General features: G+C 70.6%; 23 protein-coding genes and 1 pseudogene. 12 read left to right on the forward strand and 12 right to left on the reverse strand.

Going from position 1 to position 24,931, the window contains the following annotated elements; all coding sequences use genetic code 11:
* Positions 1 to 46: 46 nt before the first annotated feature.
* The 3 genes from AB0E90_RS28375 to AB0E90_RS28385 form a co-directional block, all read right to left on the reverse strand.
* Complete coding sequence (locus tag AB0E90_RS28375) at positions 47 to 802, reverse strand: hypothetical protein (protein ID WP_360412121.1); 756 nt, start codon at positions 800 to 802, stop codon at positions 47 to 49.
* Complete coding sequence (locus AB0E90_RS28380) at positions 799 to 1,482, reverse strand: hypothetical protein (RefSeq protein ID WP_360412124.1); 684 nt, start codon at positions 1,480 to 1,482, stop codon at positions 799 to 801. Before AB0E90_RS28380 ends, AB0E90_RS28375 begins: the two co-directional genes overlap by 4 nt.
* A gap of 96 nt (positions 1,483 to 1,578) precedes the next feature.
* Positions 1,579 to 2,367 carry a hypothetical protein gene (locus AB0E90_RS28385; protein WP_360412127.1) on the reverse strand — a complete coding sequence of 263 codons (789 nt, stop codon included), beginning with the start codon at positions 2,365 to 2,367 and terminating at the stop codon, positions 1,579 to 1,581.
* Between the two features lie 127 nt (positions 2,368 to 2,494).
* Here AB0E90_RS28385 and AB0E90_RS28390 point away from each other — a divergent pair, with 127 nt between their 5' ends.
* From AB0E90_RS28390 to AB0E90_RS28405, 4 genes are read left to right on the forward strand one after another with little or no spacing between them, the layout of a single operon-like run.
* A complete protein-coding gene (locus tag AB0E90_RS28390; RefSeq protein WP_360412130.1) occupies positions 2,495 to 3,094 on the forward strand; it encodes a sulfite oxidase-like oxidoreductase in 600 nt (199 codons plus the stop codon).
* On the forward strand, positions 3,064 to 3,813 hold the full coding sequence (locus AB0E90_RS28395; RefSeq protein WP_360412133.1) for a ferredoxin reductase: 750 nt from the start codon (positions 3,064 to 3,066) through the stop codon (positions 3,811 to 3,813). The genes AB0E90_RS28390 and AB0E90_RS28395 overlap by 31 nt, the downstream gene beginning before the upstream one ends.
* On the forward strand, positions 3,810 to 4,073 hold the full coding sequence (locus AB0E90_RS28400; RefSeq protein WP_360412136.1) for a DUF6510 family protein: 264 nt from the start codon (positions 3,810 to 3,812) through the stop codon (positions 4,071 to 4,073). The genes AB0E90_RS28395 and AB0E90_RS28400 overlap by 4 nt, the downstream gene beginning before the upstream one ends.
* A gap of 16 nt (positions 4,074 to 4,089) precedes the next feature.
* Positions 4,090 to 5,865 carry a UvrD-helicase domain-containing protein gene (locus AB0E90_RS28405; RefSeq protein ID WP_360412139.1) on the forward strand — a complete coding sequence of 592 codons (1,776 nt, stop codon included), beginning with the start codon at positions 4,090 to 4,092 and terminating at the stop codon, positions 5,863 to 5,865.
* Here the strand turns inward: AB0E90_RS28405 and AB0E90_RS28410 are convergent.
* Positions 5,862 to 6,236 (reverse strand): hypothetical protein, encoded by a 375-nt coding sequence (locus AB0E90_RS28410; protein WP_360412142.1) that lies wholly within the window; start codon positions 6,234 to 6,236, stop codon positions 5,862 to 5,864. The two genes, AB0E90_RS28405 and AB0E90_RS28410, sit on opposite strands and share 4 nt — an antisense overlap.
* Positions 6,237 to 6,432: 196 nt before the next feature.
* Here AB0E90_RS28410 and AB0E90_RS28415 point away from each other — a divergent pair, with 196 nt between their 5' ends.
* The 3 genes from AB0E90_RS28415 (at position 6,433) to AB0E90_RS28425 (ending at position 8,841) form a co-directional block, all read left to right on the forward strand.
* The gene (locus AB0E90_RS28415; RefSeq protein ID WP_360412145.1) at positions 6,433 to 7,227 is read left to right on the forward strand and encodes an SGNH/GDSL hydrolase family protein; all 795 of its coding nucleotides are present in this window, start codon (positions 6,433 to 6,435) and stop codon (positions 7,225 to 7,227) included.
* Between the two features lie 95 nt (positions 7,228 to 7,322).
* Positions 7,323 to 7,730 carry a PLD nuclease N-terminal domain-containing protein gene (locus AB0E90_RS28420; protein ID WP_360412148.1) on the forward strand — a complete coding sequence of 136 codons (408 nt, stop codon included), beginning with the start codon at positions 7,323 to 7,325 and terminating at the stop codon, positions 7,728 to 7,730.
* 70 nt (positions 7,731 to 7,800) lie between these two features.
* Complete coding sequence (locus AB0E90_RS28425) at positions 7,801 to 8,841, forward strand: hypothetical protein (RefSeq protein WP_360412151.1); 1,041 nt, start codon at positions 7,801 to 7,803, stop codon at positions 8,839 to 8,841.
* Here the strand turns inward: AB0E90_RS28425 and AB0E90_RS28430 are convergent.
* Together AB0E90_RS28430 and AB0E90_RS28435 are read right to left on the reverse strand one after the other, a co-directional pair.
* Positions 8,750 to 9,169, reverse strand: coding sequence for a TetR/AcrR family transcriptional regulator C-terminal domain-containing protein (locus AB0E90_RS28430; RefSeq protein WP_360412558.1), 420 nt, complete (start codon positions 9,167 to 9,169; stop codon positions 8,750 to 8,752). The two genes, AB0E90_RS28425 and AB0E90_RS28430, sit on opposite strands and share 92 nt — an antisense overlap.
* A 135-nt stretch (positions 9,170 to 9,304) precedes the next feature.
* Positions 9,305 to 9,361, reverse strand: a pseudogene (locus AB0E90_RS28435) (TetR family transcriptional regulator); the annotation flags it as partial.
* A gap of 20 nt (positions 9,362 to 9,381) precedes the next feature.
* Between AB0E90_RS28435 and AB0E90_RS28440 the strand changes: the two are divergent.
* The 4 genes from AB0E90_RS28440 (at position 9,382) to AB0E90_RS28455 (ending at position 14,504) form a co-directional block, all read left to right on the forward strand.
* Positions 9,382 to 9,759, forward strand: a complete 378-nt coding sequence (locus AB0E90_RS28440) for a hypothetical protein (protein WP_360412154.1) — start codon at positions 9,382 to 9,384, stop codon at positions 9,757 to 9,759.
* 29 nt (positions 9,760 to 9,788) lie between these two features.
* A complete protein-coding gene (locus AB0E90_RS28445) occupies positions 9,789 to 10,520 on the forward strand; it encodes a siderophore-interacting protein (protein ID WP_360412157.1) in 732 nt (243 codons plus the stop codon).
* A 72-nt stretch (positions 10,521 to 10,592) separates the two neighbouring features.
* Positions 10,593 to 12,764, forward strand: coding sequence for a carbohydrate-binding protein (locus tag AB0E90_RS28450; protein ID WP_360412160.1), 2,172 nt, complete (start codon positions 10,593 to 10,595; stop codon positions 12,762 to 12,764).
* A 21-nt stretch (positions 12,765 to 12,785) separates the two neighbouring features.
* On the forward strand, positions 12,786 to 14,504 hold the full coding sequence (locus AB0E90_RS28455; protein WP_360412163.1) for a prolyl oligopeptidase family serine peptidase: 1,719 nt from the start codon (positions 12,786 to 12,788) through the stop codon (positions 14,502 to 14,504).
* Here AB0E90_RS28455 and AB0E90_RS28460 read toward each other — a convergent pair.
* The 3 genes from AB0E90_RS28460 to AB0E90_RS28470 all read right to left on the reverse strand — a co-directional run bounded on the left by AB0E90_RS28460 (position 14,493) and on the right by AB0E90_RS28470 (position 19,185).
* On the reverse strand, positions 14,493 to 15,359 hold the full coding sequence (locus AB0E90_RS28460; protein ID WP_360412166.1) for a glycoside hydrolase family 16 protein: 867 nt from the start codon (positions 15,357 to 15,359) through the stop codon (positions 14,493 to 14,495). The genes AB0E90_RS28455 and AB0E90_RS28460 overlap by 12 nt on opposite strands.
* Before the next feature lie 87 nt (positions 15,360 to 15,446).
* Positions 15,447 to 16,637, reverse strand: a complete 1,191-nt coding sequence (gene tuf, locus AB0E90_RS28465) for an elongation factor Tu (protein ID WP_360412168.1) — start codon at positions 16,635 to 16,637, stop codon at positions 15,447 to 15,449.
* A gap of 256 nt (positions 16,638 to 16,893) precedes the next feature.
* On the reverse strand, positions 16,894 to 19,185 hold the full coding sequence (locus AB0E90_RS28470) for a protein kinase (protein ID WP_360412171.1): 2,292 nt from the start codon (positions 19,183 to 19,185) through the stop codon (positions 16,894 to 16,896).
* Between the two features lie 1,384 nt (positions 19,186 to 20,569).
* Between AB0E90_RS28470 and AB0E90_RS28475 the strand changes: the two genes are divergently transcribed.
* Positions 20,570 to 20,734 carry a hypothetical protein gene (locus AB0E90_RS28475; RefSeq protein ID WP_360412174.1) on the forward strand — a complete coding sequence of 55 codons (165 nt, stop codon included), beginning with the start codon at positions 20,570 to 20,572 and terminating at the stop codon, positions 20,732 to 20,734.
* A 610-nt stretch (positions 20,735 to 21,344) separates the two neighbouring features.
* Here AB0E90_RS28475 and AB0E90_RS28480 read toward each other — a convergent pair.
* From AB0E90_RS28480 to AB0E90_RS28490, 3 genes are all read right to left on the reverse strand, one after another.
* A complete protein-coding gene (locus AB0E90_RS28480; RefSeq protein ID WP_360412177.1) occupies positions 21,345 to 21,923 on the reverse strand; it encodes a DUF998 domain-containing protein in 579 nt (192 codons plus the stop codon).
* A 42-nt stretch (positions 21,924 to 21,965) separates the two neighbouring features.
* Positions 21,966 to 23,978 carry a response regulator gene (locus tag AB0E90_RS28485; protein WP_360412180.1) on the reverse strand — a complete coding sequence of 671 codons (2,013 nt, stop codon included), beginning with the start codon at positions 23,976 to 23,978 and terminating at the stop codon, positions 21,966 to 21,968.
* Between the two features lie 71 nt (positions 23,979 to 24,049).
* Positions 24,050 to 24,787: a phosphodiesterase gene (locus AB0E90_RS28490; protein ID WP_360412183.1), complete on the reverse strand. Its 738-nt coding sequence runs from the start codon at positions 24,785 to 24,787 to the stop codon at positions 24,050 to 24,052.
* Between the last annotated feature and the right edge of the window lie 144 nt (positions 24,788 to 24,931).

Consider the following 24,931-nt stretch of genomic DNA (forward strand, 5'->3'; position numbering starts at 1 on the left):
TCAGACATAAGTGGCTAAAACCAGGAAAACATCCCGCTTGCGTACGTCATAGACGGTTCCATTGCGTATCCAGGACGTTCAGGACCTGGGTGGTGTCGGGGGTCTCGGCGCGCCCCACCGCGAGCACCACGACGCTGCGGTCGGCGGTGTTCCGCCAGCAGAGCAGCATGGTCTTGCGTACGGCCGGCTTCTGGCCCTGCGCGAAGCGGAAGTTCTGGGTGCAGCGCGCCGCGCCCGCCTCGGTGCCGGAGTCCGCCGCCCACAGCATCTCGCGCTGGCCGCTCAGGTCGTAGCGCGCCGACACGATACGCAGGGTGCCCCCGTCCGCCAGTGGCCGCGTCTCCTCGGTGTACGAGTCCACGTTCTCGGCGGCTATGTGCGGTCGCGGTGGTGTGGTGAGCGGCCGCTGGAGCGGGTGGCCCTCCGCCGCGGCCTTGGATCGCGCCGCCTCGATCTGCCGGCGCACCTTGGCCGGATCCGTGGTGGTCACCTGGGGAGACGGCGTCCGTTTCGCGGCGGCCTTGGGCCTCGCGCCGACCGTCGTCGCCGGCGCGGCCGAGGAAGCGGCCGGGGTGGCCGGCTCGACCGGTGCGATCGCGTTGGTGTTCTCCGTGACGGTGTCGCCGTCCCGAGAGCCGATCAGGTAGGCGCCACCGCCGATGACCACGGCCAGGGCCGCGGCCGCGCCTACGGCGATCTTCCGGTTCCGGCCCGACCGCTGAGCCGGCTCCCGCTCGCTCGATCGGGGCCCACCCGAACCGGCACCGCTCGAACCGTGCTCGCTCATTCCAGGGTCGCTCATCCCAGGTTCACCCACTGTCGGTCGAGGAGTTCGAGGCTGCGTTCGCGGGCCGGCCGGCCCGCCGCAGCCACGGCCATGGTGATCACGCTGCGGTCGACGGACGTACGCCAGCAGAGCAACATCGACGGCACCTCGCGCACGCCCGGGTCGCCGGCGAAACGCATGTTCTGCGTGCAGCGGGCGGTGCCGACGGGACGGCCGTTGTCGCCGGCCATGGTCAGGTCCTTCTGGCCGCTCAGGTCGAAGCGCGCGGCCTGCACCCGGATCGTTCCGTCGGCGGTGGTGAAGTTCTGCTCGATCACGCCCGCGTCCTGGGCGGACAGGCCGGAGAACCCGGAGGCCAGGGCCGAAGGCCCGGACGGCACGGGAGTCGGGCTGGTCGACTGCCGCACCGCCGACATCGTCGACCGCACCGGCAGGACAGGCGAGCCGCTCGTTCCGGACGGCGTCGGGGCGGGTTCCTCGGACGGCATGACCGGGACGAGCACGCCGGCATCCTGCGTGACGGTGGCGGCTCGCTGACGGTCGAGGATCTGCGCGGTGGCGAAATATGCTCCCGGGCCCAGGACCGCAGCGAGGCCGATCGCGCCGACGATCGCCTGCGTACGCCGTCGGCGGCGCCGCTCCGGCATCGCGGAGTGGTAGACCTCGCCGTCGTCGTGCATGTTCACCCGGCTCATCGTGCCAGCTGAGTGGACATAAGGAGCGAAAACGGCACTACCTCCGGCCCTTTCGGCCGAACCGCCCGGCCTGCCCAACCCGACCCACTCCCGTTCTCAGCCCAGCCCAGCCCACTCCCGGTCGATGGTGTCGACGCTGTCGGCGATCGACGGGTGGCCGCCTCGGTCGGACAGCAACGTGGCAACGCTTCGGGTGGCTGAGGTTCGCCAGCAGAGCAGCAGGTTCGGTTGGATGGCCGGCCTCGCATCGTCACTGAAGTGCAGGTTCTGGGTGCAGTTGACCTTGTCGATCGGGCGGCCGCCGTCGGCCGCCCACAGCAGTTCGCGCCGGCCGGTCAGGTCGGACCGGGCGCTGATGATGCGCAGCGAGCCGTTCGGCCGCCGTTCGGTGCGCTCGCTGATCCACCCAGGGGCCAGGCCTGCGGCGGCGAGGTCCGGCGGCGGCGACGACGACGCGGGCGACCGCGGCGGCGCGAGCGCGGGCGGCGATGACGCGGGCGGCGGCACGAGCGCGGGCGGCGGCGAGGACGCGGGCGGCGGAAGCGACGCGGGCAGCGATGCGGAGGGCGCGACGCTGACCGAGTGCCGCGCCGCGCTGCGGGCCGGCATCAGCGGCGGCAAGGACAGAGGTGACGAAGAGAGAGGCGGCGCGGAGAGAGGCGGCACTGCCGGCAACGGCGGCGGCGAGAAGGCCGGCGGCGGGGCGAGCGCCCGGTCGCCGGGGGCGACGGCGAGGTTCTGGTCGGTGGCGAGCCGGGTCGTCGCGGCGTAGCCCCCGCCGCCGAGCACGGCGGCCAGGCCGACCCCGATGACGGTGAGGCGCGTGCGGCGCCGGCTTCGCCGGCGGCCGGCCGCCGACCGGTAAATGCCGTCGTCGTTGCTCATCTCGAGTCCCATGCTCCCAAAGGACCGGATAAATCGCGCTAAAACGACGAAGAGGCGCGGAGTGGCGATCAAGATCATCAACGACAGTGCTGCCACCTGAAATGATCATGCGGTTTACTCAGGACCTATGGGCATCATTTCCCGCGGTTTCGGTGGCCGTCGACGTGAGTCGGTCCCCGGCCTGCCACCCGGTCAATACCTGACCCACGACTTCCCGGTCCTCAGCGCGGGCCCGACACCACGCGTCCCGCTCGACCGCTGGCAATTCACCATCACCACCGAGACCGGCGCGAAGACCAGCTGGAACTGGGCCGAGTTCCAGAAGCTGAAACAAGAGGACGTCACGGTCGACATCCACTGCGTCACGAAATGGTCGAAGCTCGGCACCACCTGGCGCGGCGTCTCGCTGGACACGCTGCTCGAAGACGTCGACACTGCGGCGGACTACTCGATGGTGCACAGCTTCGGCGGCTACACGACGAACGTCCCGATGGAAGATCTGCTGGACTCCAAGGCGTGGATCGCCTACAAATTTGACGGCGAGGATCTTGAGCCGGAGCACGGCGGGCCGGCCCGGATGATCGTTCCCCACCTGTACTTCTGGAAATCGGCGAAGTGGGTCAACGGCCTTCAGCTGTTGAACTCCGACGAGCCGGGCTTCTGGGAGGCGGCCGGCTACCACATGTACGGAGACCCATGGCTCGAGCAGCGCTACCAGGGCGACTGACCTGGCGGGCAGCCACCCTCACCGGCGAACGGTGGGAGACCCCGTCGGCACGCACGCTGATCCTCGACGTGCCCGACTGGCCGGGCCACCTGCCCGGCCAGCATGTCGACGTCCGGCTCACCGCGCCGGACGGCTACCGCGCGCAGCGCAGCTATTCGATCGCGTCCGCCTGGACCGACGGCAAGGTCGAACTGACCATTCAGCGGGTCGAGGACGGCGAGGTTTCCCCCTTCCTCGCCGACACCCTCGCGGTCGGTGAGCAGCTCGAGCTGCGCGGGCCGGTGGGCGGCTGGTTCGTGTGGCGGCCGGCCCAGCAGAATCCGGTGCTCCTGGTGGCCGGGGGCTCGGGTGTGGTGCCCCTGATGGCGATGATCCGCTCACGGGCGGCAACAAAAGCCAAGCAGCCGTTCCGGCTGATCTATTCGGTGCGCACGCCAGGCGACGCTTGTTACGCAGCAGAGCTTTCCCAGCGCGTACGGGATGATCAAGGTCTTGATGTTCGGTGGGTCTATACGCGCAAGACCCCGGACGGATGGCCGTCCCCGCCGAAGAGGATCGACGTAGCCACGATCAACAGCTACGGTTGGCCCGCCGACTTCACCCCGGACTGCTACGTCTGCGGTCCGACCACGTTCGTCGAGGCCGCCGCGGACATCCTGGTCGCTCTCGGTCACGACCCCAAGCGCATCCGCACGGAACGCTTCGGAGGCACGACATGAACCCTCTCGACGGGAACGCCCTCGCCGGCGACCTGAGCGAGCTCTTCACGGTCGACGTGACCGCGGCGCGGTACACCTGTGCCGGTTGCGGGCACGCCGACGCGATCGCCGCCCTGCTGCTCTGGGGCCAGGAGATGGGTCAGGTGGGCCGCTGCCCGCACTGCTCCGACGTCGTCCTGCGGATGGTCCACGCGCCCGATCGGGTCTTTCTCGACCTGCGCGGATCCGTCCGCCTCGAACTGCCCCTCGCGGGCTCCTGACCCCGGCCGGCCAGCCATGTTCCGCCCCGCCGACCCGGGCGCTCCGTCGGACGACGATCTGCTCGCCATGCTGGGCCGGGACAGCACCGCCACCGGCCCCGACCTGGTGGCCACGATCCGCGCTGCCCAGGACGACGTGGTCAGCACCGCGCTCGACCGGGTGCTGATCGTCCAGGGCGGCCCCGGCACCGGCAAGACGATGACGGCGCTGCGGCGGGTGGCGTGGCTGCTCGACGAGGGCCTGCTCGACGACGCCGAGACCCTGGTGGTGGGCCCGTCCGAGGCGTTCGCCCGGTTCACCGACGACGTGCTGACCGGCTGGGGTTACGACCGGGTGGTGCACCGCTCGGTGCACGCGCTGCTGCCGGTCCCGGACGGCATCCGCGACGAGGCGCCGCAGGTCACCCGGCTCAAGGGTGAGGCCCGGATGGCCGGGCTGCTCGCCCGGGCGTTCAAGGAGTGCCGCAACAAACCGCCGGCCGAGATCCCGGACAGCATCGAGGTCGGCGGCGAGACGGTGAAGCTCAACCCGGTCTCGCTGCGTCAGGTCATCGACACGGTCCGGGCGAGCGAGGCGCCACCGGGCGACCGGCGGCGCATCCTGCGCGCCACGCTGGCGGCGGCGAGCAAGGACCCGCGGCAGATCCTCGAGGCGGCCGACATGCTGGCCGACCAGTTGTGGCCGCCGTTCGAGCCGCATCGCTTCCTGCGCGACGTCTTCGGATCCCGGGCGTTGCTGGCCATCGCGGCCGGCGGCGAGTTCACCGACCGCGAGGTCGCCTCGCTGTTCCGCTCGGCCGGCGAACAGGGCTGGAGCGAGGCCGACCGGGCGCTGCTGGACGAGGCCGACCACCTGGCCGAGGGCGAGTCCCAAGGGGGCGAGTCCAAGGGTTTCGTGCACGTGGTGGTCGACGAGGCGCAGGACCTCTCGCCGATGCAGCTGCGCGCGATCGCCCGCCGCTCACGCGACGGTTCGATGACCGTGGTCGGCGACATCGCCCAGTCGATCGGGCCGTGGGCCCGCGACGACTGGCACGACCTCGAGGCGCAACTGCCGTCGGCGATCCCGCACGAGCATCGCGAGCTGCGCTTCGGATACCGCATCCCGCGGCAGATCTTCGACCTGGCCGCCGAGCTGCTGCCGATGGCCGCGCCGAGCGTCCCGGCACCTACCGCCGTCCGCGACGGCAACTCCGATCCGGTGATCATGCCGGCCGACGTCGCGGCCCGGGGCCGGCTGGTCGCGATGGCGGCCGCCGAGCACGCCGACCGGGGCCGCTCGGTGGCGGTGATCTGCCCGGCCCACTGCCGCGTCGAGATCGAGGCGGCGATGGACGAGGAGGGCCTGCCCTGGCACCCGGCCGGCGAGGACGAGCCGGGCGGCGCCGGGGTCGCGCTGCTCGCCCCGCACGAGGCCAAGGGGCTGGAGTTCGACGCGGCCGTGGTGGTCGAGCCGGGCCACATCCTCGACGACGACCCACGCGGGCACCGGCTGCTCTACATCGCGCTGACCCGGGCCACCGGCTTCCTGCACCTGATCGGCGCGGCCGAGGACCTGCCGGCCGAGTTCGCCCCACCGGCCTCCGCCCCGCCGGCGCCCGCTCCCCCGGCGGTCGCGCCCGAGCAGCGGGCACCGGAGCCCGCACCTGAGCCCGAGTTGGAGCCCGCGGTGCGCGAGACGATCGACATGGTGGTGCAGGCGATGGCCGAGACGCTGCTCGGCAGCCTGACACCGGAGTTGTGGCCGATCGCGATGCGCCGCCTCGAGGCGCTGATCAACCCCGAGTTTTAACGAAATCCACCGCGGAGGCGCTGTCCGAGGGAAGGCGGGCGGGCCGGGACCGCGGCCGGGCGGGGCGTCGACGGGCGGGAGCGGCCGACCGGGCGGTCGTAGTCGGCGGTGGCGATGACCTCGACGATCTGGCCGTCGCCGTAGTTTTCCGAGTCGGGGATCGAGGCGACGTAGCCGACCAGGATCCCGTTACGCATGATCTGGGCCTCGAGCCCGGCCGTGCCGTCGTTGTCCCAGATGGCCTCGCGCCCGTCCGGCAGGACCACGCGAATTCCATACTGAGTGATGCCGGCCTGCGGCAGCTTCACGTGGGCGAAGACGTTGCGTGCCCGGAGTGTCTCGACGACCCGACGTGCCCGTTCTTCTTCCATACCAGGACGGTAGTGCGATCAACTGTGCGCATCCTGAGGGTCGCCTGTGGCGACAGTGAAAGATCGCAACATATCGATATACAGTACGCGCCCGTACCAAGAAAAACAGGACGTTTCTTGTCCCACCTCCGTCACTTACCGTGCGGTGACCGGAGCGCTCCGGCTTCCTCTCCACCACTGGACCGGAGGCCACCCGATGAGCAGAGCCCACCTCGTCCTCGGCTGTCTCGTCACCACCGCACTGCTGACCCTCGGCGTCGCCGCCCCCGCCGCCGCGGCATCCACGATCGACTACGTCGCACTGGGCGATTCCTACTCCTCGGGCGTCGGCGCGCCCGGGCAGACCGGGAGCTGCTCGCGCAGCCCGAACGGCTACCCCGGGCAGTGGGTCGCCAAGAACGCCCCCAAGTCGTTCACCGACCTCACCTGCGGCGGCGCCGTCACCGGCGACGTCCTCTCCACCCAGGCCCCGGCCATCCCGAGTGGCGCCGACCTGATCAGCATCACCATCGGCGGCAATGACGCCGGTTTCGCCCCGACCGTGCTGACCTGCCAGTTCTCCAGCGACGCGACCTGCGCCGCCACCGTCGAGGACGCCATCGACGACATCACCACGACACTGCCGGCAAAGCTCGATTCGACGTACGCCGCGATCAAGGCCAAGGCGCCCGGCGCAAAGGTGGTCGTCCTCGGCTATCCGCTGCTGTTCGACACCGCGTCGTCCTCGTGCGGGATCGCCGGCATGAGCCTGGCCAAGCGCCGGGTGCTCAACGAGGGTGCCACAACCCTCGACGACCTGATCGCCCAACGGGTCCAGGCCGCCGGCCTGACCTGGTCGGACGTCCGCGACGAGTTCGCCGGCCACGGCATCTGCGCCTCGTCGGCCTGGCTCAACGGCCTGACCGTGATCCCGGCCCAGAACTCCTTCCACCCCACCAAGACCGGCTACACCAACGGATATCTGCCGGCCTTCACGAGCGCCGCCGGATAGGCGCCCCGGCCCGGCGGGAAACCGCCGGGCCGAACTACCGTTTTGCACCATTTCCGGGACCACGGGATCGCCTCCGCTTCGGGAGAATCCTCGCCATGGTTCGCCTCTACTCGCTGTTCGTGCTCCTCGACCTCGCACTGCTCGTGGTCGCGCTCATCGACTGCCTCTCCGCCGAGGAGTCCCTGATCCGGGCTCTGCCGCGAGTGCCGTGGGTGTTCATCATCCTGCTGTTCTCCCCGGTCGGCGCTATCGCCTGGTTCGTGGCCGGCCGCCCGGCCCCGCCGGTGCGCCTCAGCAACGGCACGGTCTGGCGCCCGGGCAACGGCTTCCCGGAGGGTCAGCGCCCCCGCCAGCGCTCGATGGCGCCCGACGACGACCCCGAGTTCCTGCGCGGCCTGTCGACGAGCCGCCGCGAGGACGAGGCGATGATGAAGACCTGGGAGGCCGACCTCCGCCGCCGCGAGGACGAGCTGCGCCGCAAGCAGCAGCCCGACGCCGACTGACGATTCCGCCTGTGGCGAAAGGCCGGGCCGCCGAATGGCCAACGGCGCCGGCGACCCCCACGATGAGCGCGTGAACAAATGGGCGGTCCGGACCGCGGACGCGGCCGGCGCGCCCTACGTGCTCTTCCCGTCGATGGGCGAATACCCGGCCTATGACGATCGCGTCTATGACGCCTTCGACGCGGCGGACGACCGCCACCGCGCCTATCGCACCGCGGTCCGGGCGGCGGCGCCCGGCAAAGTAATGGTCGACATCGGCACCGGCCGCGACGCTCTCTGGGCGGTCGAGGCGGCCCACGCCGGGGCGCGACACGTCTATGCGATCGAGGCCGATCCGGCCACCGCCGACCGGGCGGCCGAGGCGGTCATCGCGGCCGGCCTCGACGACCGGGTCACGGTGCTGCCGGGCCGGTCGAGCGAGACGATCCTTCCGGAGCGCGCCGAGGTCTGCGTCTCCGAGATCGTCGGCAACATCGCCTCCGCCGAGGGCGCCATCGCGGTCCTCGACGACGCCCGCAACCGGCTCTGCACCCCCGACTGCGTCTGGATCCCGTTCCGCATCCAGACCTGGGCCGCCGCGGTCGACCTGACCGGCGCCGATCTGGCCGTGGCCGCCGAGTCCCTGCCCTATCTGCACCGCGTCTTCGAGGCCACCGGCGCCCCGTTCGACCTGCGCCTCTGCCTCGGCGGCCCGGCCGACGACGCGATCATCTCGTCGGCGGTCCCGATCGAGTCGATCGTCTTCGACGCCGACCGCCCGCCGCCAGCGCACGACGAGCGCCGCACCGCCGAGCTGCGCATCGGCAGCCTGGCGCGGATGTCCGGCATCCTGCTGTGGACGAGGGTCGCCACCGAGGTCCGCGGCGGCCGCGAGGTCGACGCCCTGGCCGGCGGCACCCGAGCCTGGGCCCCGATCTACGCCCCGTTCCCGGAACCGGTCCCGGTCACACCCGGCGACCACCTGCCACTCACCTTCACCCGCCACACCAGCGACGACGGCATCCACCCGGACTACGAGCTCACCGTCGGCGACCTCCCACCGTGGCAGAGCCCGCACCACAACGGCCCGTTCCGGGCCACCCCGTTCTACCGTCGGCTCTTCTCCACCTGAGGTCAGCCGGGACGGGGGTGCCGAACGCGCGGACGAAGGTGTGCACCCCACCGGCGATGACGTCGCGGAGCCGGCTCTCGACGATGTTGAGCGGGTCGGGCTGGTCGTCGTTGGCGAGCAGGAGGGTCAGCGCGCCGAACTGAAACGCCGCGGTCCGGCAGTCGTCGATGTCGAGGAGCCCAGCTCGCACGAAGCGCTCGAAGCGGGCGGCGAGCGCTTGCACGACCGGTTCGGTTGACACGTCGTCGGCCGGGCCGGCGTTCTGCCACCGTCGCTGGTTGACCAGGGTCAGCACGCCGCCGTAGCCCTGCGCCCCCATCATCGCCATGGCCAGCTCGGACGCGAACTGCGCGAGGGCCTCCTCGAGCTGGGGAACCGTCCGGATGTCCGCCTCGTCGAGGTGCCGCCGCAGAGCGTCCTCAGTCGACGCGGTCAGCGATGCGGAGACGTCGGCCAGGATTGCCGAGAACAACCGCTGCTTGCTGCCGAAGTGGCTGTACAGCGTGGCCTTCGAGACTCGGGCCGCTGGCGGCCGGAGTCGTGCTGGCCGGCCTGTTCACGCGCCACTCGCTGCGATCGACCGAGAAGTCGCTGATCGACGTGCGGGTCTTCGCGCGCAAAAGCTTCGGAGTGGGCAGCCTCGTCACGTTCATGAGTGGCTTGTCGCTGTACGCCCTCATGCTGGTGCTGCCGCTGTACTACCAGACCGTCCGGGGCGAGTCCGTGCTCGCCACCGGGCTCCTGCTCATCCCCCAGTCGGTCGGGACCATGCTCTACTTCGGTCTCATCCGGCGGTTCACCGCGCATCTCGACGGTCGCATCGTGGTCGGCGGTGGCGTGATCCTGATGATGATCGGCATTCTGCCGTTCGCACTCGCCGGCGCGGACGGCGGTTCGGTCGTCCTGCTGGCCGCATGACGCCGACCGACGACCGCAAGGAATCGACCGTGAAACAACGCCTTCTCGACCGCCTTCTCCTCGCGGCCCGGGTCCACGCCGTCGAGCAGCTCGGGCCACGTCTGCGCCTGATCACCCTGACCGGGCCCTCGCTGGGCGGCCTGGCCTGGGTGCCCGGTCAACACGTACGCCTTCAGGTCGCCGCCGGACCCAGCGCCGTCGACTGGCTGGTGGGCACGCTGCGCACCTACACCGTGTGGAACCACCTCGATCAGACCATCGAGTTGATCGCGGTCGACCACGGCGACGGACCGGGAGCCGCCTGGTCCCGGACCGTCCGGGCCGGCGACCAGCTGATGCTCCTCAAGCCCCAAGGCTCCTTCGTCACCGACGCCTCGGCGGCCTATCACCTGTTCGCCGGGGAGGAAACCGCACAGGTCGCCTACGGACCCATGCTGCGGGCGTTGTCGGCCGAGGCCCGGGTTTTCGCCCGGCTGGAGGTCGACAGCCCCGAGGACCGAATCGAGCTGACGCCCGGCCAGAACCCGAACTGGGACCTGGACTGGGACTACCGCCACGGCCGATCCGCCGCGTCGGCGCCGACGCTGGTGGCGGCCGTCCGCCGCCTCGACCTGCCGCCTGAGCCCGGCGTCGCCTACCTGGCCGGCGAGGCCCGGACGATCCAGCTGATCCGCCGGCACCTCGTCGACGAGCGGGGCTGGCCACGCCGCAACGTCCGGACCAAGCCCTTCTGGACCCCGGGCCGAAAAGGTCTCGACTGAGTTTCCTAGGCGTTGCTTCTTAGTTAAAGCTATTAATAAACTTACCTGCATCAATCTGTTGCGGGAGGTCTCGTGAGGCGATCGACAACCGCGGTGCTCGCTGTCGCATCGACGGCGACGTTGCTGCTGGGCGGAGTCCAGCCGGTCACCGCCGGTGGGCATGTGGTCAGTGGCACCTACTCGACCGGGGCGGCGCACGCCTGGGAAGCGCTACCGGCGACGCGGGTCGGCAACGACCGCGGCAAGCCGGTCGATGCGACCGTGGTGATCGATCCCAGCCAGGCGCGGCAGCAGTACAGCGGGATCGGCTTCTCGCTGGACGAGACCAGCGTGTCCAATCTCTGGAAGCTGACGCCGGCCGAGCGGGAAAAGGCGATCCGCCTGCTCGCCGATCCGAAGACCGGCGCCGGCCTGGACCGCTTCCGGCTCACCATCGGCAGCCCCGACCTCATCGAGCACCTGCCATTCTGGTCCTACGACGACCTCCCGGCCGGCCTCGCCGACGACTTCGCGCTGAAATACTTCTCCATTCAGCGGGACCTCGATCTGCACATCGTGGACACTGCCCGGCTGATTCTGAAATACAACCCGAAGGCCACCTTCTTCGCGTCGGCGTGGAGCGCGCCGGCCTGGATGAAGACGAACAACAAGTTCCTCGGCGAGGTCGCGCTCAAGCCCGGCAGCACCACCAGTTACTACCAGGCCGGCAAGCTGCGGGACGACTGCATCGAGGTCTTCGCGCGGTACTACGTGAAGTACCTGCAGGCGTACGCACGAAAGGGTGTCAAGGTTGATGCTTTGACGCTGCTCAATGAGCCGGGGATGGATGTCGTCTATCCGGCCATGGACATCAGCGTCGAGCAGCAGCAGAAACTTGCGGTCGCGATCAAGCGCGAGACCCGCACGGCCGGCCTCGGCACCGAGCTCTACGTGCACGACTTCAATTTCTGGGACTGGCGCGACCCGGCGAGCACGGAAACCAAGAACTACTACCGCATCATGAACGACCCGGCCGCCCGGAAAGCCGCCGACGCGATCGCCTTCCATCCCTATTGGGGCGATCCGACGGTGATGCGCGACGCCTACGAGGAATTCGGCAAGCCGGTGCATCTGACCGAGACCAGCGACCTCAGCCCGGCGACCGTGCTCAACTATTTCCGGCTGGACGCGAGCTCCTATGTGCTCTGGGCGCAGACCACCGATCAGGACGGCGGCACGCTGCACTGGACCGACAAACGCGACAACAACGTCGACTGGGATCAGGTCGCGGCGACCACCAAATGGCCGGACCGGCTCGTCAAGGTCAACACCAATACCCGGACCTTTTCGGTACGCGATGAGCTCTACCCCCTCGGCCAGTTCGCCCGCTACCTGAAGCCGGGCGACACCCGGGTCGAGTCGAGCGCTCCGGCGAACGGCGTGAGCAACGTCGTCTACCGCGACCGGAACGACTTCACCGCCATCGTTGCCAACAGCAACACCACCCCCGCTTCGGTACGCGTGGTGCTGGGCGCCGAGTCGTTCGTGGTGACGGTCCCGGCCGGGGCGTACGCGACGTACCGCTGGCGGGCACAACCGCCCAGCACCCACCGCAACCACGCACCGGTGATCGCGCCGCAGGCGCAGGTCACCGCCGACCAGTACGCGACGACGACGTTCCGGCTGGCCGCAACGGATCCCGACCGCGACCGCCTGGCGTTCTACGCCACCGACCTGCCGGCCGGAGTGTCACTGAACGCGACCACCGGCGAGGTGACCGTGCACCCGACGACCGCGGGTGAGCAGTCCCTGACGTTCTACGTGACCGACGGCGCCGCCCGCGCGGCCACGACGGTGCACCTGACCGTGGCCCCGCACGGCGCTCCGATCGGCGAGCGGGTCGAGGCGGAGGCGTACGTGGCTCAGCACGGCTGGACCGAGGGCGTGAACTTCGTCGAGTCGAACGCCTCGGCCAGCGGCGGCAAGAACGTCGGCTGGACCGCGCCCGGCAACTGGTTGCAGTACCGCCTGGACGTCGCCACGGCCGGCACCTACGACCTGGAAATGCGGGTGGCCAACGGAACCGGCACGGTGGCGGCCGGCGCGATCTCGATCGGCGGCACCACCGTCTCGGTGCCGGACACCGGCGGCTGGGCCACCTACCAGTCGGTGCACGTCCCGCTCACGCTGCCGGCCGGCGACCAGGTGCTCACGTTGCTCTGCGTGACCGGCGGCTTCAACCTGGACTACCTACAGCTCACCTGAGGCTGTGGCAGGGTGTCCGCCATGGTCGTGGACACCCTGCCCGCCCAGCTGATCCGCACCCGGCGTTTCGCGCTCGGCACGCCGCGGGCGCTGACCGGGGCGGACGGCGGAAAGACCGTACTGTTCCTGCGCAGCCGGGCCGGCGACGACCCGGTCGAACACCTGTGGGCGCTCGACGTCGCGTCCGGTGCGGAGCGGCTGGTCGCCGAGGGGCCGATCACCTCGTACGGCATCGGCGGTGGTCTGATCGTTTTTGTCCGGGGTGGACAGTTGTGCGGACCGGACGGGGTGCTGGCCGCCTTCCCGGTCACCGATCCCCGGCCGGATCCGGCCGGGCGGCGGGTCGCCGGTCTGCGCGACGGCGTTCTGCATGTCATCGAGGATGGCGAGACGACCGATCTCGGCCCGGTGGCCGCGCCACACACCTCGGCGGGGCGAAGTTTCTGGTGGTCGCCGGACGGCTCGCGGCTGCTGCTGGCCCGGGCGGATCCGGCCATGCCGCTGCCGGGCGAGCCGCTCCCCCGCGTCCGCCTGGAGATTACCGGCGGCGGTCCGGCCCTCGACGACATCGACTACCTGATCGACGCCGGGTGGGACGAGACCGGGCCGTGGGCCGTGGTGCAGTCGCGGGACCAGCGGACCGTCCGCCTGCTCGGGCTGGACCCGTTCGAGGAGATCGCCACGCTGCGCGACGACCGCTGGGTGCACGTCGTGCCGGGGCTTCCCCGGCGTACGAAATCGGGGGTGGTTGTTGCTCATGAAGACCGTGACGGCACCCGGTTCCTGACCGTCGGCGGCGTCGCGGTCACGCCGCCGGGCCGCCAGCTCCGGTCGGTGCTCTCGGTGACCGAGTCGAAGATCGTCTTCACCGCCTCGGACGATCCGCTCGCCGTCGACCTGTGGTCGTACCGTCCCGGCATCGGCGTGACGCCGGCCGCCGAACCGGTCCCGGAGTCGCGGGCCGAGCGGCCGCTCCTGGATCTGCGGCGGATCAGCCTGGTGCTCGGAAGCCGGCGCCTGCGAGCCCATCTCTACCTCCCTCGTGACCACCGCAGCGGCAAGCTGCCGGTGCTGCTCGACCCCTACGGCGCGCCGGCCCGGCAGCGGGTCACCAACGTGCCCGACTTCCGGGCGTACGTCTCCCAGTGGTTCGCCGAGCAGGGCTTCGCGGTCCTGGTCGTGGACGGCAGCGGAACCCCCGGCCGCGGTCCGGACTGGGAGAAGGAGATCTACGGCGATCCGTTTCGCCGACCGCTCGACGACCAGGTCACCGGCCTGCACGAGGCCGCCCGGCAGCATCCGGAACTCGACCTCGAGCGCGTCGGGATCCGGGGCTGGTCGTTCTCCGCCACGCTCGCGATCCTGGCGGTCCTCGAACGCCCCGACGTCTTCCACGTCGCGGTCGCCGGGGCCGGCGTGACCGACCAGCGGCGCTACAACGCGTATCTGCGGGAACGCACCCTCGGCCGGCCGCCGGACCACCCGGATCGCTACGACGGGTTGTCGCTGCCGGACCTGGCGCCGCGGCTCACCCGCCCGTTGCTGCTCATGCACGGCCTGGCCGACCGCAACGTGCGGCCGGAGCACACCCTGCGGTTGTCCGAGGCCCTGACCGCGGCGGGCCGGCCGCACGAGCTGATGCTGCTGCCCGGCGTCGGGCACGCGGCGGTCGGGGCGCCGGGCGCCGAGTCCCTTCTGGACAGTCAGGCGCGTTTCCTGTCGGCGCACCTACGAGGGTGATTGGTACTCGGTGGCCGCGGTGGCGTACATCCGCACCCAGTCGACGTCCTGGCGGGCCGGCTGCATCAGGGTGCCGTCCGCCGGGAACATGTCCATCTGCGCGCCGCCGTTCGATCGGCTGAAGGAGTCGATCGACGCTTTCACGGTGCATTTGCGGACGCCGTCGACGAACCAGGAGATCGAGTCGGGCTGCCAGTCGACGGCGTAGTTGTGGAACCGGGTCGAGTCGATCGGCGCCGTGCAGTTCTTGGTGCCGTCGTGATGCACGTACAGGCTGACCGCGCCGGCGCCGACGTCGCGTTCGGCGAAGTCGATCTCGGCGTTCTCCCAGTCGTCCTCGTCGTCCGGCCAGATCAGTGGAACGGCGTGGTAGGCCTTTCCGCCATTGTTGGCCAGCGGGACGGCGCGCTCACGGACCTCGACCCGCCCGTACCGGAACGCGGACATCCGGCCCCAGAGACCACCGGTCTTGCCGTCGGCCGTGCCGGTCACGCTGAGATAGCCGCCGCCCTCGGCGGTCTGCGACGCGCAGCGCTGGCCATGCTCGTGGTAGCCCGCCGAGCAGCCGGTCGACTCGCCGGCGTCGACCCCGAAAAGCCCCCATTTGTCCAGGTCGACAGCGCTGTCGTTGTATTCGTCGGACTGGCTCACCACCGGCTCGCCCCAGCCGTACCGCTGGGCGGCCTCGTCGCGGGTGTGCGGAACGGGTGTGGTGGCGGTCGACTCCACGCGGGGCGCGGAGGTGGTGACCGCGACTTCCGGGGCAGGGCTGGGCGCGGGGCCGGATCGCACGGCGAACGCGACGGCCACGACTGCCAGGGCGGCGGTGGCCGCCACGACCAGCCGTCGTTTCATCGCCCGCTCCCCACCTTCACCAGCCGGAAGCGTACATGATCATGATGAAGCGGCCCGGCTGCTTTAACAGCCGGGCCGCGAACATGCTCAGTCGAGCAGCTCGGTGACCGTGCCGGCGGCGACCGTGCGGTTGCCCTCACGGACCGCGAAGCCCATGCCGATCTCGAGCGCGACCGGCTTGCCGAGCGTCACCACGACCGCGTCGAGCGTGTCGCCCGGCATGACCAGGTCGAGCCCGCCCAGGTCCAGACCACCCGACACGTCGGTCGTGTGGAAGTAGAACTGGGGCCGGTAGTTCGCTTCGAACGGCGTGTGCCGCCCGCCCTCGGCGTACGTCAGCGCGTACATCGTGGCCCGGAACTTCTGGTGCGGGGTCACGCTGCCGGGCACCGCGACCACCTGGCCGCGCTGCACCTGCTCGCGCTTCACACCCCGCAGCAGAACGGCCGCGTTGTCGCCGGCCTGGGCCGACTCCAGCGACTTGCCGAACATCTCCAGGCCGGTGGCCACGCTGGCCACGGTCGGGCCGAGGCCGACGACCTCGACCGGGTCGCCGACGTGCAGCGTGCCCCGCTCGACCTTGCCGGTGACGACCGTGCCCCGGCCGCTGATCGACAGGACGTTCTCGATCGGCATCAGGAACGGCTCGCCGAGCTCGCGCGGCGGCACCGGGACGTAGTCGTCTACCGCGTCGAGCAGGTCTCCTATCGAGCCCACCCAGCGCGGGTCGCCCTCGAGGGCCTTCAGCGCGCTGACGCGCACCACCGGCACCTCGTCGCCCGGGAAGCCGTACTCGGACAGCAGCTCCCGCACCTCGAGCTCGACCAGGTCGAGCAGCTCCGGGTCGTCCACGGCGTCGCTCTTGTTGAGCGCCACCACCAGGTACGGCACGCCGACCCGCTTGGCGAGAAGCACGTGCTCCCGCGTCTGCGGCATCGACCCGTCCTGCGCCGACACCACGAGGATCGCGCCGTCCACCTGCGCCGCCCCCGTGATCATGTTCTTCACGTAGTCGGCGTGGCCGGGCATGTCCACGTGCGCGTAGTGGCGCGCCGGGGTCTCGTACTCGACGTGCGCGATGGTGATGGTGATGCCGCGGGCGGCCTCCTCCGGCGCCTTGTCGATGCCCTCGAACGCGACGTACCGGTTGGCGGCCGGGTCGCGGTCGGCGAGGACCTTCGTGATGGCGGCGGTCAAGGTCGTCTTCCCGTGGTCGACGTGTCCCATCGTCCCGATGTTGACGTGCGGCTTGTTACGAATGAACTGGCTCTTGGCCATGATTTCCTCACTGGTGGTAAGGGCTTCTAATGGTGATCGACCGCGGACTTCGCGCCGCGTCAGAACCCGCGCAGGTGGCAGCGACCCTTCCCCAGGGTTCTGCAACTGGTGGGGAAGGGTCAGCTTCGGGTATCGGCGCCGCTGAGCGAACGAACACGCGCGGGAGCCACCGACGAGGGCAGCTGCAGACCGGGCGCGAACATGCGGATCACGGTAGACACGAACGCCGGCGGCGTCGACTTAATTTCGGTGCGCCTCACCAGGCGAAGGTGGAGCCCTTCGACGAACTGGCGATCGCCCGGCCGTTCCGTTCGTAGCGGTAAGTCATGACCACCGTGTACTGACGGCCACGCCGCGGACTCGCTCCCGCCGGACCGCAACCCTGCGTCGCGGCATCTCCGCCGAACGTCAGGCCGGCACAGGTCTTCGGCCCGGCGACGGTGTGCCCGCTCGCCGCGTCCTGCAACGACACGGTGATGCTGCCGGTGCCACCGCCGGGCGCGGTCAGCGACGCCTGGTATTGGATGTCGCGCCCGAGCATCTGGCACGGCGCCGGCGCGAGCGGCGTCCGGCTGCTCATGTCCAGCGCGAACCGCTGCGTGCACTGCCAAGGCCCATAAGGTTTGGCCTCTGGTTGCGGTAACCGAGATGCGGTCACTCTGGGTGCGGCATCTTTGGACGGTACGCTCCGGTGCGTCACCGACCGCGCGGCGGCCGAACCCGACTGCTCAATCTCAGCGGGCCCGACGGCGTGCGCAGCCTTCCGTGGCGGCGGCGACGTCACCATCGGCCGAGCCGACCCGGTCGGGGCGGCCAGCACCTGCGTCGTGTCGTCCGGCCAGGGCTGCCAGCGGTCCCGCCCGTAGTGCCAAGCCGTGGTCGCCACCGCCGACGCCACCATGGCCGCGGCGATCAGCGCCATGATCACGCCGGGCCGCTTAGCCCACCGCCAGCCCGGGGCCACATCGGCCCGCTCCGGCCGCCGAGCCCCCGGTCCACGAGCCCCCGGTCCACGAGCCCCCGATTCCCGGGCACGAGCGCCCTGTTCGCGGGCCACTTCCTCCCGAGCGACCTGCTCGCCCACCTGCCCACGGCCCGCCTGCCCCTGGGCCGCGTGCTCACGAGCGACCTGCTCACGACTCATCTGCTCACGAGCCACCTGCTCACGGCCCATTTGCCCACGGGCCGCCTGCTCGCGAGCGACCTGCTCACGACTCATCTGCTCGCGGGCCACCTGCTCACGGACCACCTGCTCACGGGCCACCTGCTCACGACTCATCTGCTCGCGGGCCAGCTGTTCGCGAGCTACTTGTTCGCGGGCCACCTGTTCGCGGGCGGCCGGTTTGCGCATCACCGGGAGCAGGCTGACCGCCTCGGCCTCCAGGTCGTCGTCGGCGCTCCCGCCCGGTCCGGCTCCCATTCGCCCGCCCATGCCGCGCCCGGGTCCGGTGAGGTCGCCACGGTTGCCCGGCCCGCTGCGGCCGGCCCCGCTCAGGTCGAGCACCGATCCGGTCCGGCCGTGATCTCGGGCCGCCCGCCCGTAGACCGAGGCGGCCACGCCGCCGCGGTTTGTGCCGGTCAGCCCGTCCGGGTAGTACGCCGAGTTGTCGGCGTAGGCGCTGCCCGGGTCGGTGAACTCGCCCACCGGCCGCGGCAGGGCCGGCACGTGCGCGAAGTCGCGGGCCGCGTCGGACAGCACCGACACCATCTCGGTCGCGCTGGGCCGCAGCCGTGGCTTGCCCGCCATACAGTCCTCGATCAGATCCCAGATCACGTCCGGGATCCCGGGGCGGCGCTCCGGATGCCCCTCCATGTGCCGGCGCATCAGGTCCGGGATCGAATCGCTGTCGTACGGCGGCCGGCCGCTGACCAGCTCGAACAGGAGCACGCCCAGCGCGTACACATCGGTGGCCGGGCTTGCGGTGGACCCGTGGAAAGCCTCCGGGGCCATGTAGTGCGGGGTTCCGACGACCGCGTTGGGCGTGGTCATGCTGGGCGTGTTGAGGATCCGCGCCACCCCGAAGTCGGTGAGCCGGGTGTCCAGCCTGCCGTCCTCCACGTACAGCAGGATGTTGTCCGGTTTGAGGTCCCGGTGGATGACGCCGAGCTCGTGGGCCTCGGCCAGCGCAGCCGCCACCTGCGCAGCAAGCCGACAGGCCTCCCCAGGCGCGACGGTGCCATGCGCCCGCAGCCGGTCACGCAGGCTGCCCCCGTCAACCAGGTCCATCACGAGGCCGAGGGTCTCCCCCACGCTGAACAGATCACGCACCCGCACGACATTGCGGTGCCGCAGCATCAGCAGGATGGTGCGCTCCTGCACGAAGCGGGTGACCAGCTTGGGCTGCCGAAGCAAACTCTCGTGCAGCAGCTTGACCGCAACCGGCTCGCCGGTGGACCGGTCCAGCCCCCGCCAGACGGTGCCGGTAGCGCCTTGGCCGATCGGATGCTGAAGGACGTAGGAGCTGCCCACACATCGCCCGCTCAGATCCATGGTCGACGCGCCGTCAGAATCCGCGCGTGCGACGCTGCTCGTGCGATCCTTGGTCACGAAAGTTTCCTCCCGGGCTGTCAGCGATGCCCCGGAATCCTGCTGTTTGTCCGGATCGCCTGGCAAGTCCACGCGCCCAAGTTCGCACCTTTGGTAGGTAAAGCCGGATTCCCGTCACCGCCACGCCCGGATCTCGTTCGGAAAGTCAGAAAACCCCAGTTCCCGCCCTTAACCAGGCAACCCCACCCCCAACCCCCACCCGCCGAGCGTCGCGTCGCATTACCCCGCCGCGCCCACGCCCGACCCACACCGCCCCGCCCGCGCCCGACCCACACCGCACCGCCGCGGCCGCCCCGCCTCGCCCGGCCCGCCTCGCCCGGCCCGCCTCGCCCGGCCCGCCTCGCCCGGCCCGCCTCGCCCGCACCGCCTCGCCCGCACCGCCTCGCCCGGCCCGCCTCGCCCGCACCGCCTCGCCCGCACCGCCTCGCCCGCACCGCCTCGCCCGCACCGCCTCGCCCGCACCGCCTCGCCCGCACCGCCTCGCCCCGCCCGCACCGCCCGCACCGCCCGCACCGCCCGCACCGCCCGGCCCGCACCGCCCGGCCCGCACCGCCCGGCCAGCACCGCCGGGCCCGCCACGCCCGCTCGGCCCGCACCGCACCGCCGCGCCCACGCTCGGCCCGCACCGCCAGGTCCGTGCCCGGCCCGTCCCGCACCCGCCCACCCCGCGCCCAGCCCCTCACCCGCCCATTCCGCACCTGCCGATCTTGCGGATCGGCGGCGCCCCGCTGCGGATCGAGTCGACAAGATCGCGCCGGTCGGCAACGCTGTCCCGGGGCCGGCACGCGGATCTTGCCCACGGGCAATGACGCCGGGATTGCCGCAGCCCGCCGGAAGCGCTCTCTCCGGCAGCACCCCAGCCGGGCCGGCATCGCGCGGCCCGGCCGCCGCAGGGCGCAATGTATCGACACCGCGACAGACAACCACGCGTTTCACTCAACTTTAATAATGCCGTTTCCGCCCTCTTTCACGCGGTTAAACAAAAAAGGTCACTATCCGCTTTCTGCGGCGGTGGCGACCGCCCACTTCTCGGTATTACCGTTCCGGAATGTCGAACATTGGCTTCGGCCGGTTTGACCGGGTGAAGTCCGGAGATGCGGGGCCGCAGGTGGACAATTCCGGCCGTGACGCGATTCGCAGCGACCGCCGCCCGGCCGCCGCGAATCGGGCGCCGCCAACGAGGCCGCAGTGCCGGCCACCCGCGCCCGGCTGGTGAACGCCAGTTTCGGGAAGAGCCACGGGCGTCGGCCAGACGTGCACCGCGCTGAGTAACGGCCTTAGGCGGTTGACGCCGTTCGCCGTGGACCGCAGATCCGCAGTGGCCGCCCGGCTTTCGCAAGGATTCCGACTCGGCCTGGCCGGCTGTTTCCGCCCAGTCAACGACTTGCACCAGGCCCACGGCCAGTGCCTGGTCGACCGCCCGCCCCTGATCGACCGCCCGCCCCTGATCGACCGCTTGCACCTGGTCAACCGCTTGCACCTGGTCAACCGCCCGCGCCTGGTCGACTGGTTGCACCTGATCGACCGCCCGCGCTTGGCGCGATGCTGACGCCTGGTGGGCAGCTTCGGCCTGCGCTGCCTGATCAGCTGGGCGGGAAGTCGCCGCCGGATCGGCGCGGCCGGCGCAATCGGGCTGTCGCGCACCGCTCGACGGCACCTCGCGCATTACCCGACCCGCATCATCTGGCACGTGCCGCGGGGGCCGCACGACGGTGGTCTCGCTGTCCCAGAGCAACGGCGGAACCTCCTCGAAGGAATCATGCAGGCCCACCGCTCCGCACTCGGCCGAGCATCCCCTCGACCGGCACAGCTTCCGGGCATGGCGCCGCGCTAAACCCCACCGCCGATGACGGGCATGCTCACGGCGAAATTCATCCGCGTCCGGCGAATAATTACGAGCTCTTGTCCGATCGCGCATAGCGGCAACTTCAGAGCGGGCGAAGAGGTGAAGCTGCGACATGAATAGATTCTCCCGCGCCGCGGAGAGAGGCCGCCAATTTTGGATCATGCCAATTCCGGAAAGGCGGAACAGGCAGTTGCATGACCAATCAAACAGCCATTACTCCAATGACCGGAGAAGCCGCAGTCGCAGGATCCGAGATGGCGCCGGCAAAGCGAAGGAAGGGCGATCTCCACCATTTGTCGCGGACACCCCCAAGCTAGAGGGTGGGTTGATTTAGGGCGCGCAGGGCCAGGGCTGCTGTCCACGTCCAGCCGACGGCTATGGCCAGGCGCTGGAACACCCCCGTGGCCGGCGCGATGGCTCCGGCGAGGAGGAACAGGGTCGGGACGGCTACGCCTACCGTGCGGGAATACCAGGTCCACGGTGGGGTCGGGCGCCAGCGTGCGGCCACGAACGCCGCGGCCGGCAGGGACGCCAGGAAGATGATTGCGGAGACCACGTCGTGGACGATGCCGTGGCCGGTGCGGGTCGTGTGCGGGGACGGGTCGGAGACGAACAGGCCGGCCAGGAGCAGGCACAGGCCGAAGACGGACAGCAGGCGGCCGGTCCAGCGGGAGACGACCCGGCCGGCCGCTATTGACAGCGCGAGCATCAGGATGCCGGTGACCAGGAAGTTGGCGATCTGCAGCCAGCCGCCGGGGCCGATCGCGGCCTCGCTCACGAAGTCGCTGACCGGGTCGTAGTCGGGGCGGATCCGGTCGTTGATCAGGAACACCGCTATGAACAACGGGCCGCCTAGCGCGCCGCACCACAGCAGGTATCGATCCCGGCTCATACCGGGAACGGTAGGAGCCGGGCACTGAGCGCGGGCTGAGCGCTACTCCCCCGGGGCCGGCTGCGGGCCGCACAGGGTGCGGATGGCGCCGAGCAGCGTGGAGCGGGTGAAGGGCTTCTCGATCAGCATGCTGTTGTCGTCGAGGTGCAGCTGCGGGCCCAGGGAGGCGGCCGTGTAGCCGGACATGAACAGCACCGGCAGGTCGGGGTGGTGGGTGCGCAGCGCCGAGGCCAGCTCGGGGCCGGTCATCGTCGGCATCACCACGTCGGTGATCAACAGGTCGGGGTGGGCGCCCGCGGCTACCTGGGTGACCGCCATCAGGGCGTCGGTGGCGACCGTGATGGTGTAGCCGGCCGGTTCGATCAGGCGGCGTACGAGTTCGCCCACCTCGGGCTGGTCCTCGACGATCAGGACGTTGCCGATCACCTGGTTCTGGCGGCCGGCGGCCGGGGCCGGCTTCTCCTCGGCGGCCGGGAGGTAGAGGTGGACTGTGGTGCCGATGCGCGGCTCGGACTCCAGCTCGATGTGGCCGCCGATGCCCTGCACGATGCCGGCCGTGGTGGCCAGGCCGAGGCCGGACGCGGTCGGGCGGGTGGTGAAGAACGGCTCGAGCGCTCTACGGCGTACCTCATCAGTCATGCCTGTGCCGGTGTCCTGGATGACCAGATGGACCACCCGCCCGGCCGGGGCGCCGCCGGGCGTCCCGCCCTCCTTGACCACCTCGTTCGTCGCCGCCACCCGCAGCATGCCGCCGTGCAGCATCGCGTCGCGGGCGTTGGCCGCGACGTTGACCAGGGCCTGCTCGAGCGGGCCACGCTCGGCACGCACCGCCCACACGTCGGCGCCGAAGGCCAGGTCGAGGCCGATGTGCTCGCCGAGAGTGCGGCTGAACAGCGACTGCACGTCGGTGAGCAGGTCGGGGATCGGGATGATCTCGGGGCGGTTGCCGTCGCTGCGGCCGAACGCGAGCAGCTGGTGGGTGAGCGTGCGGCCGGTGCCGACCGCGTCGAGGATGTCCTGGGCCAGCCGGTGCGGGTCGGTGCCGTCCTCGGTCGCGGTCAGGATCATGTCGGCTGAGCCACCCACCACGGTGAGCAGGTTGTTGAAGTCGTGCGAGATGCCGCCGATCAGCTGGCCGAGGCTGTCGAGCCGGCGCAGGTGGTCGAGCTGGCGCTTGAGGCCGCGGGCGTCGATGTGGTCGGTGGTGTCGGTGACCATGCAGACCACGCCGCTGAACTGGTCCTGGTCGTTCATCAGTGGCATCATGCTCATCCGCACGCTGCGACGGGAGCCGTCGGCGCGCATCAGCCGGGTCGCGCCGACCGTGGAGCGGCCCTGCTCGCACTCGCCGAGCCGGCGGGTCAGCTCCTTCTGCCCCTGGTCGTCCAGGAAGCCGCGCAGGGAGACTCCGACGAGCTGGCTGCGGGGCATGCCGAGGACCACGCCCATCGGCTCGTTCGCGTAGGTGGCCACGCCGTCCGGGTCGAGCTGGAGCACCCCCTCGGGGATGGTCTCGAGGACCCGGCGGTAGCGCTCCTCGGACATCCGCAGCCGTTCCAGAGCGCGGGCGCTCGACACGGCCAGGGCCAGCTCGCCGGCGATGTCGCGGGCCAGCTCGACCTCGGCGGTGGAGTAGTGCGCGCCCGGTGTGCCCCGGGTCAGCACCAGGTAACCGGCGTAGGTGTTGTCGACGATCACCGGGACGAGCACGGCCGCGTGGATATGGTGCTCGTCCCCGGCCAGTGGCTCGACGCCGTCGCCGGCCAGCACTATGGGGCGCCGGCTGGCGGCGAGGGCAGTGGAGAAGTCGTCGTCGGGCAGCTGGCCGACGTGGTCGAGCACCCGGCCGACCGAGGCGGACCGCTCGTCGTCGACGTGCCGGTAGGTGATCGTGTCGTACCGGCCGTCGTCGCGCAGCAGTTGCACCCCGGCGCCGTCGCCGATCATGTCGGCTGCTGCACGGGCCGCGGTGGATCGCACCTCGACCGAATTCTCGGCGACCCGGCTCAGTGCCAGAGCGAGGTCGGCCAGCGCGTACCGGAGGGGGTAAGCCATGACACCCATGCCGACATGATCCGTGTCTGGTGGGATGCATGCGACCGGTTCGCCAGGTTTGCAACCTTTGTTTAGAGGATGACCCGGTAGTGCGTGGTGAGGTGGCGGTCGTCGCTCAGCACATGAAACGCGACCATGGGCGGCAGGTCGCGGTCGAACACCTGGTCGGTCTCGAACGGCAGCATCAGCGTCGACGTGACGCTCGGGGCGACCAGCAGCGGCCGGCCGGCGAACGTGGCCGCGGCCGGGGTGTGCGCGTGGCCGCATAGCACCGCGACCACCTGGGGATGGCGCTCGAGCACCGCGGCCAGGCGCTCCGCGCCGAACTGGCGGATCTCGTCGATGAACGGGATGCCCAGCGGCACCGGCGGGTGGTGGAAGCAGACGAGCGTCGGCAGCTCCGGCTGGTTGGCGAGGGCCGCGGCGAGCCACTCCAGGGTCTCGTCGGCAAGCAGGCCGTCGTTGCGCCCGGGAATGCTGGAGTCGAGCATGAGGATGAGCGTGCCGGCGATCTCGAAGGCCCGGTTGATCGGCCGGGCGTCCGGTTCTTCGCCGAGCAGCGCCTTGCGGTAGGGCTCGCGTGCATCGTGGTTGCCGGGGCACCAGAGCACCGGTATCGGAAGATCGACAAGGTCGCGGAGTCGTTCATACTCCGACTCGGCGCCGTGGTCGGCCAGGTCGCCCGTGACGATCACCGCATCGGGCGGGGTCGGGAGGCCGGCCAGGTATCCGAAGACCCGGCCGGCGCGCTGGACACTGCGCTCCCCCGCGTCGATGTGTACATCACTGACGTGCGCGAATATCCCCATGACCTGACGCTACGCGCAAGAGCGCCTACGCTACGACGTCCAATTGGCGACACCACGGGGGTCTCATTGACAGATGTCAATTCAACAGGGATGGTAAGCGTCACTCGCCGGGTCACGCCGCGGAGCAAGAGGGCTGCCTCCGCA

Source organism: Actinoplanes sp. NPDC026619 (genome assembly GCF_040638295.1).
Lineage (GTDB): Bacteria > Actinomycetota > Actinomycetes > Mycobacteriales > Micromonosporaceae > Actinoplanes.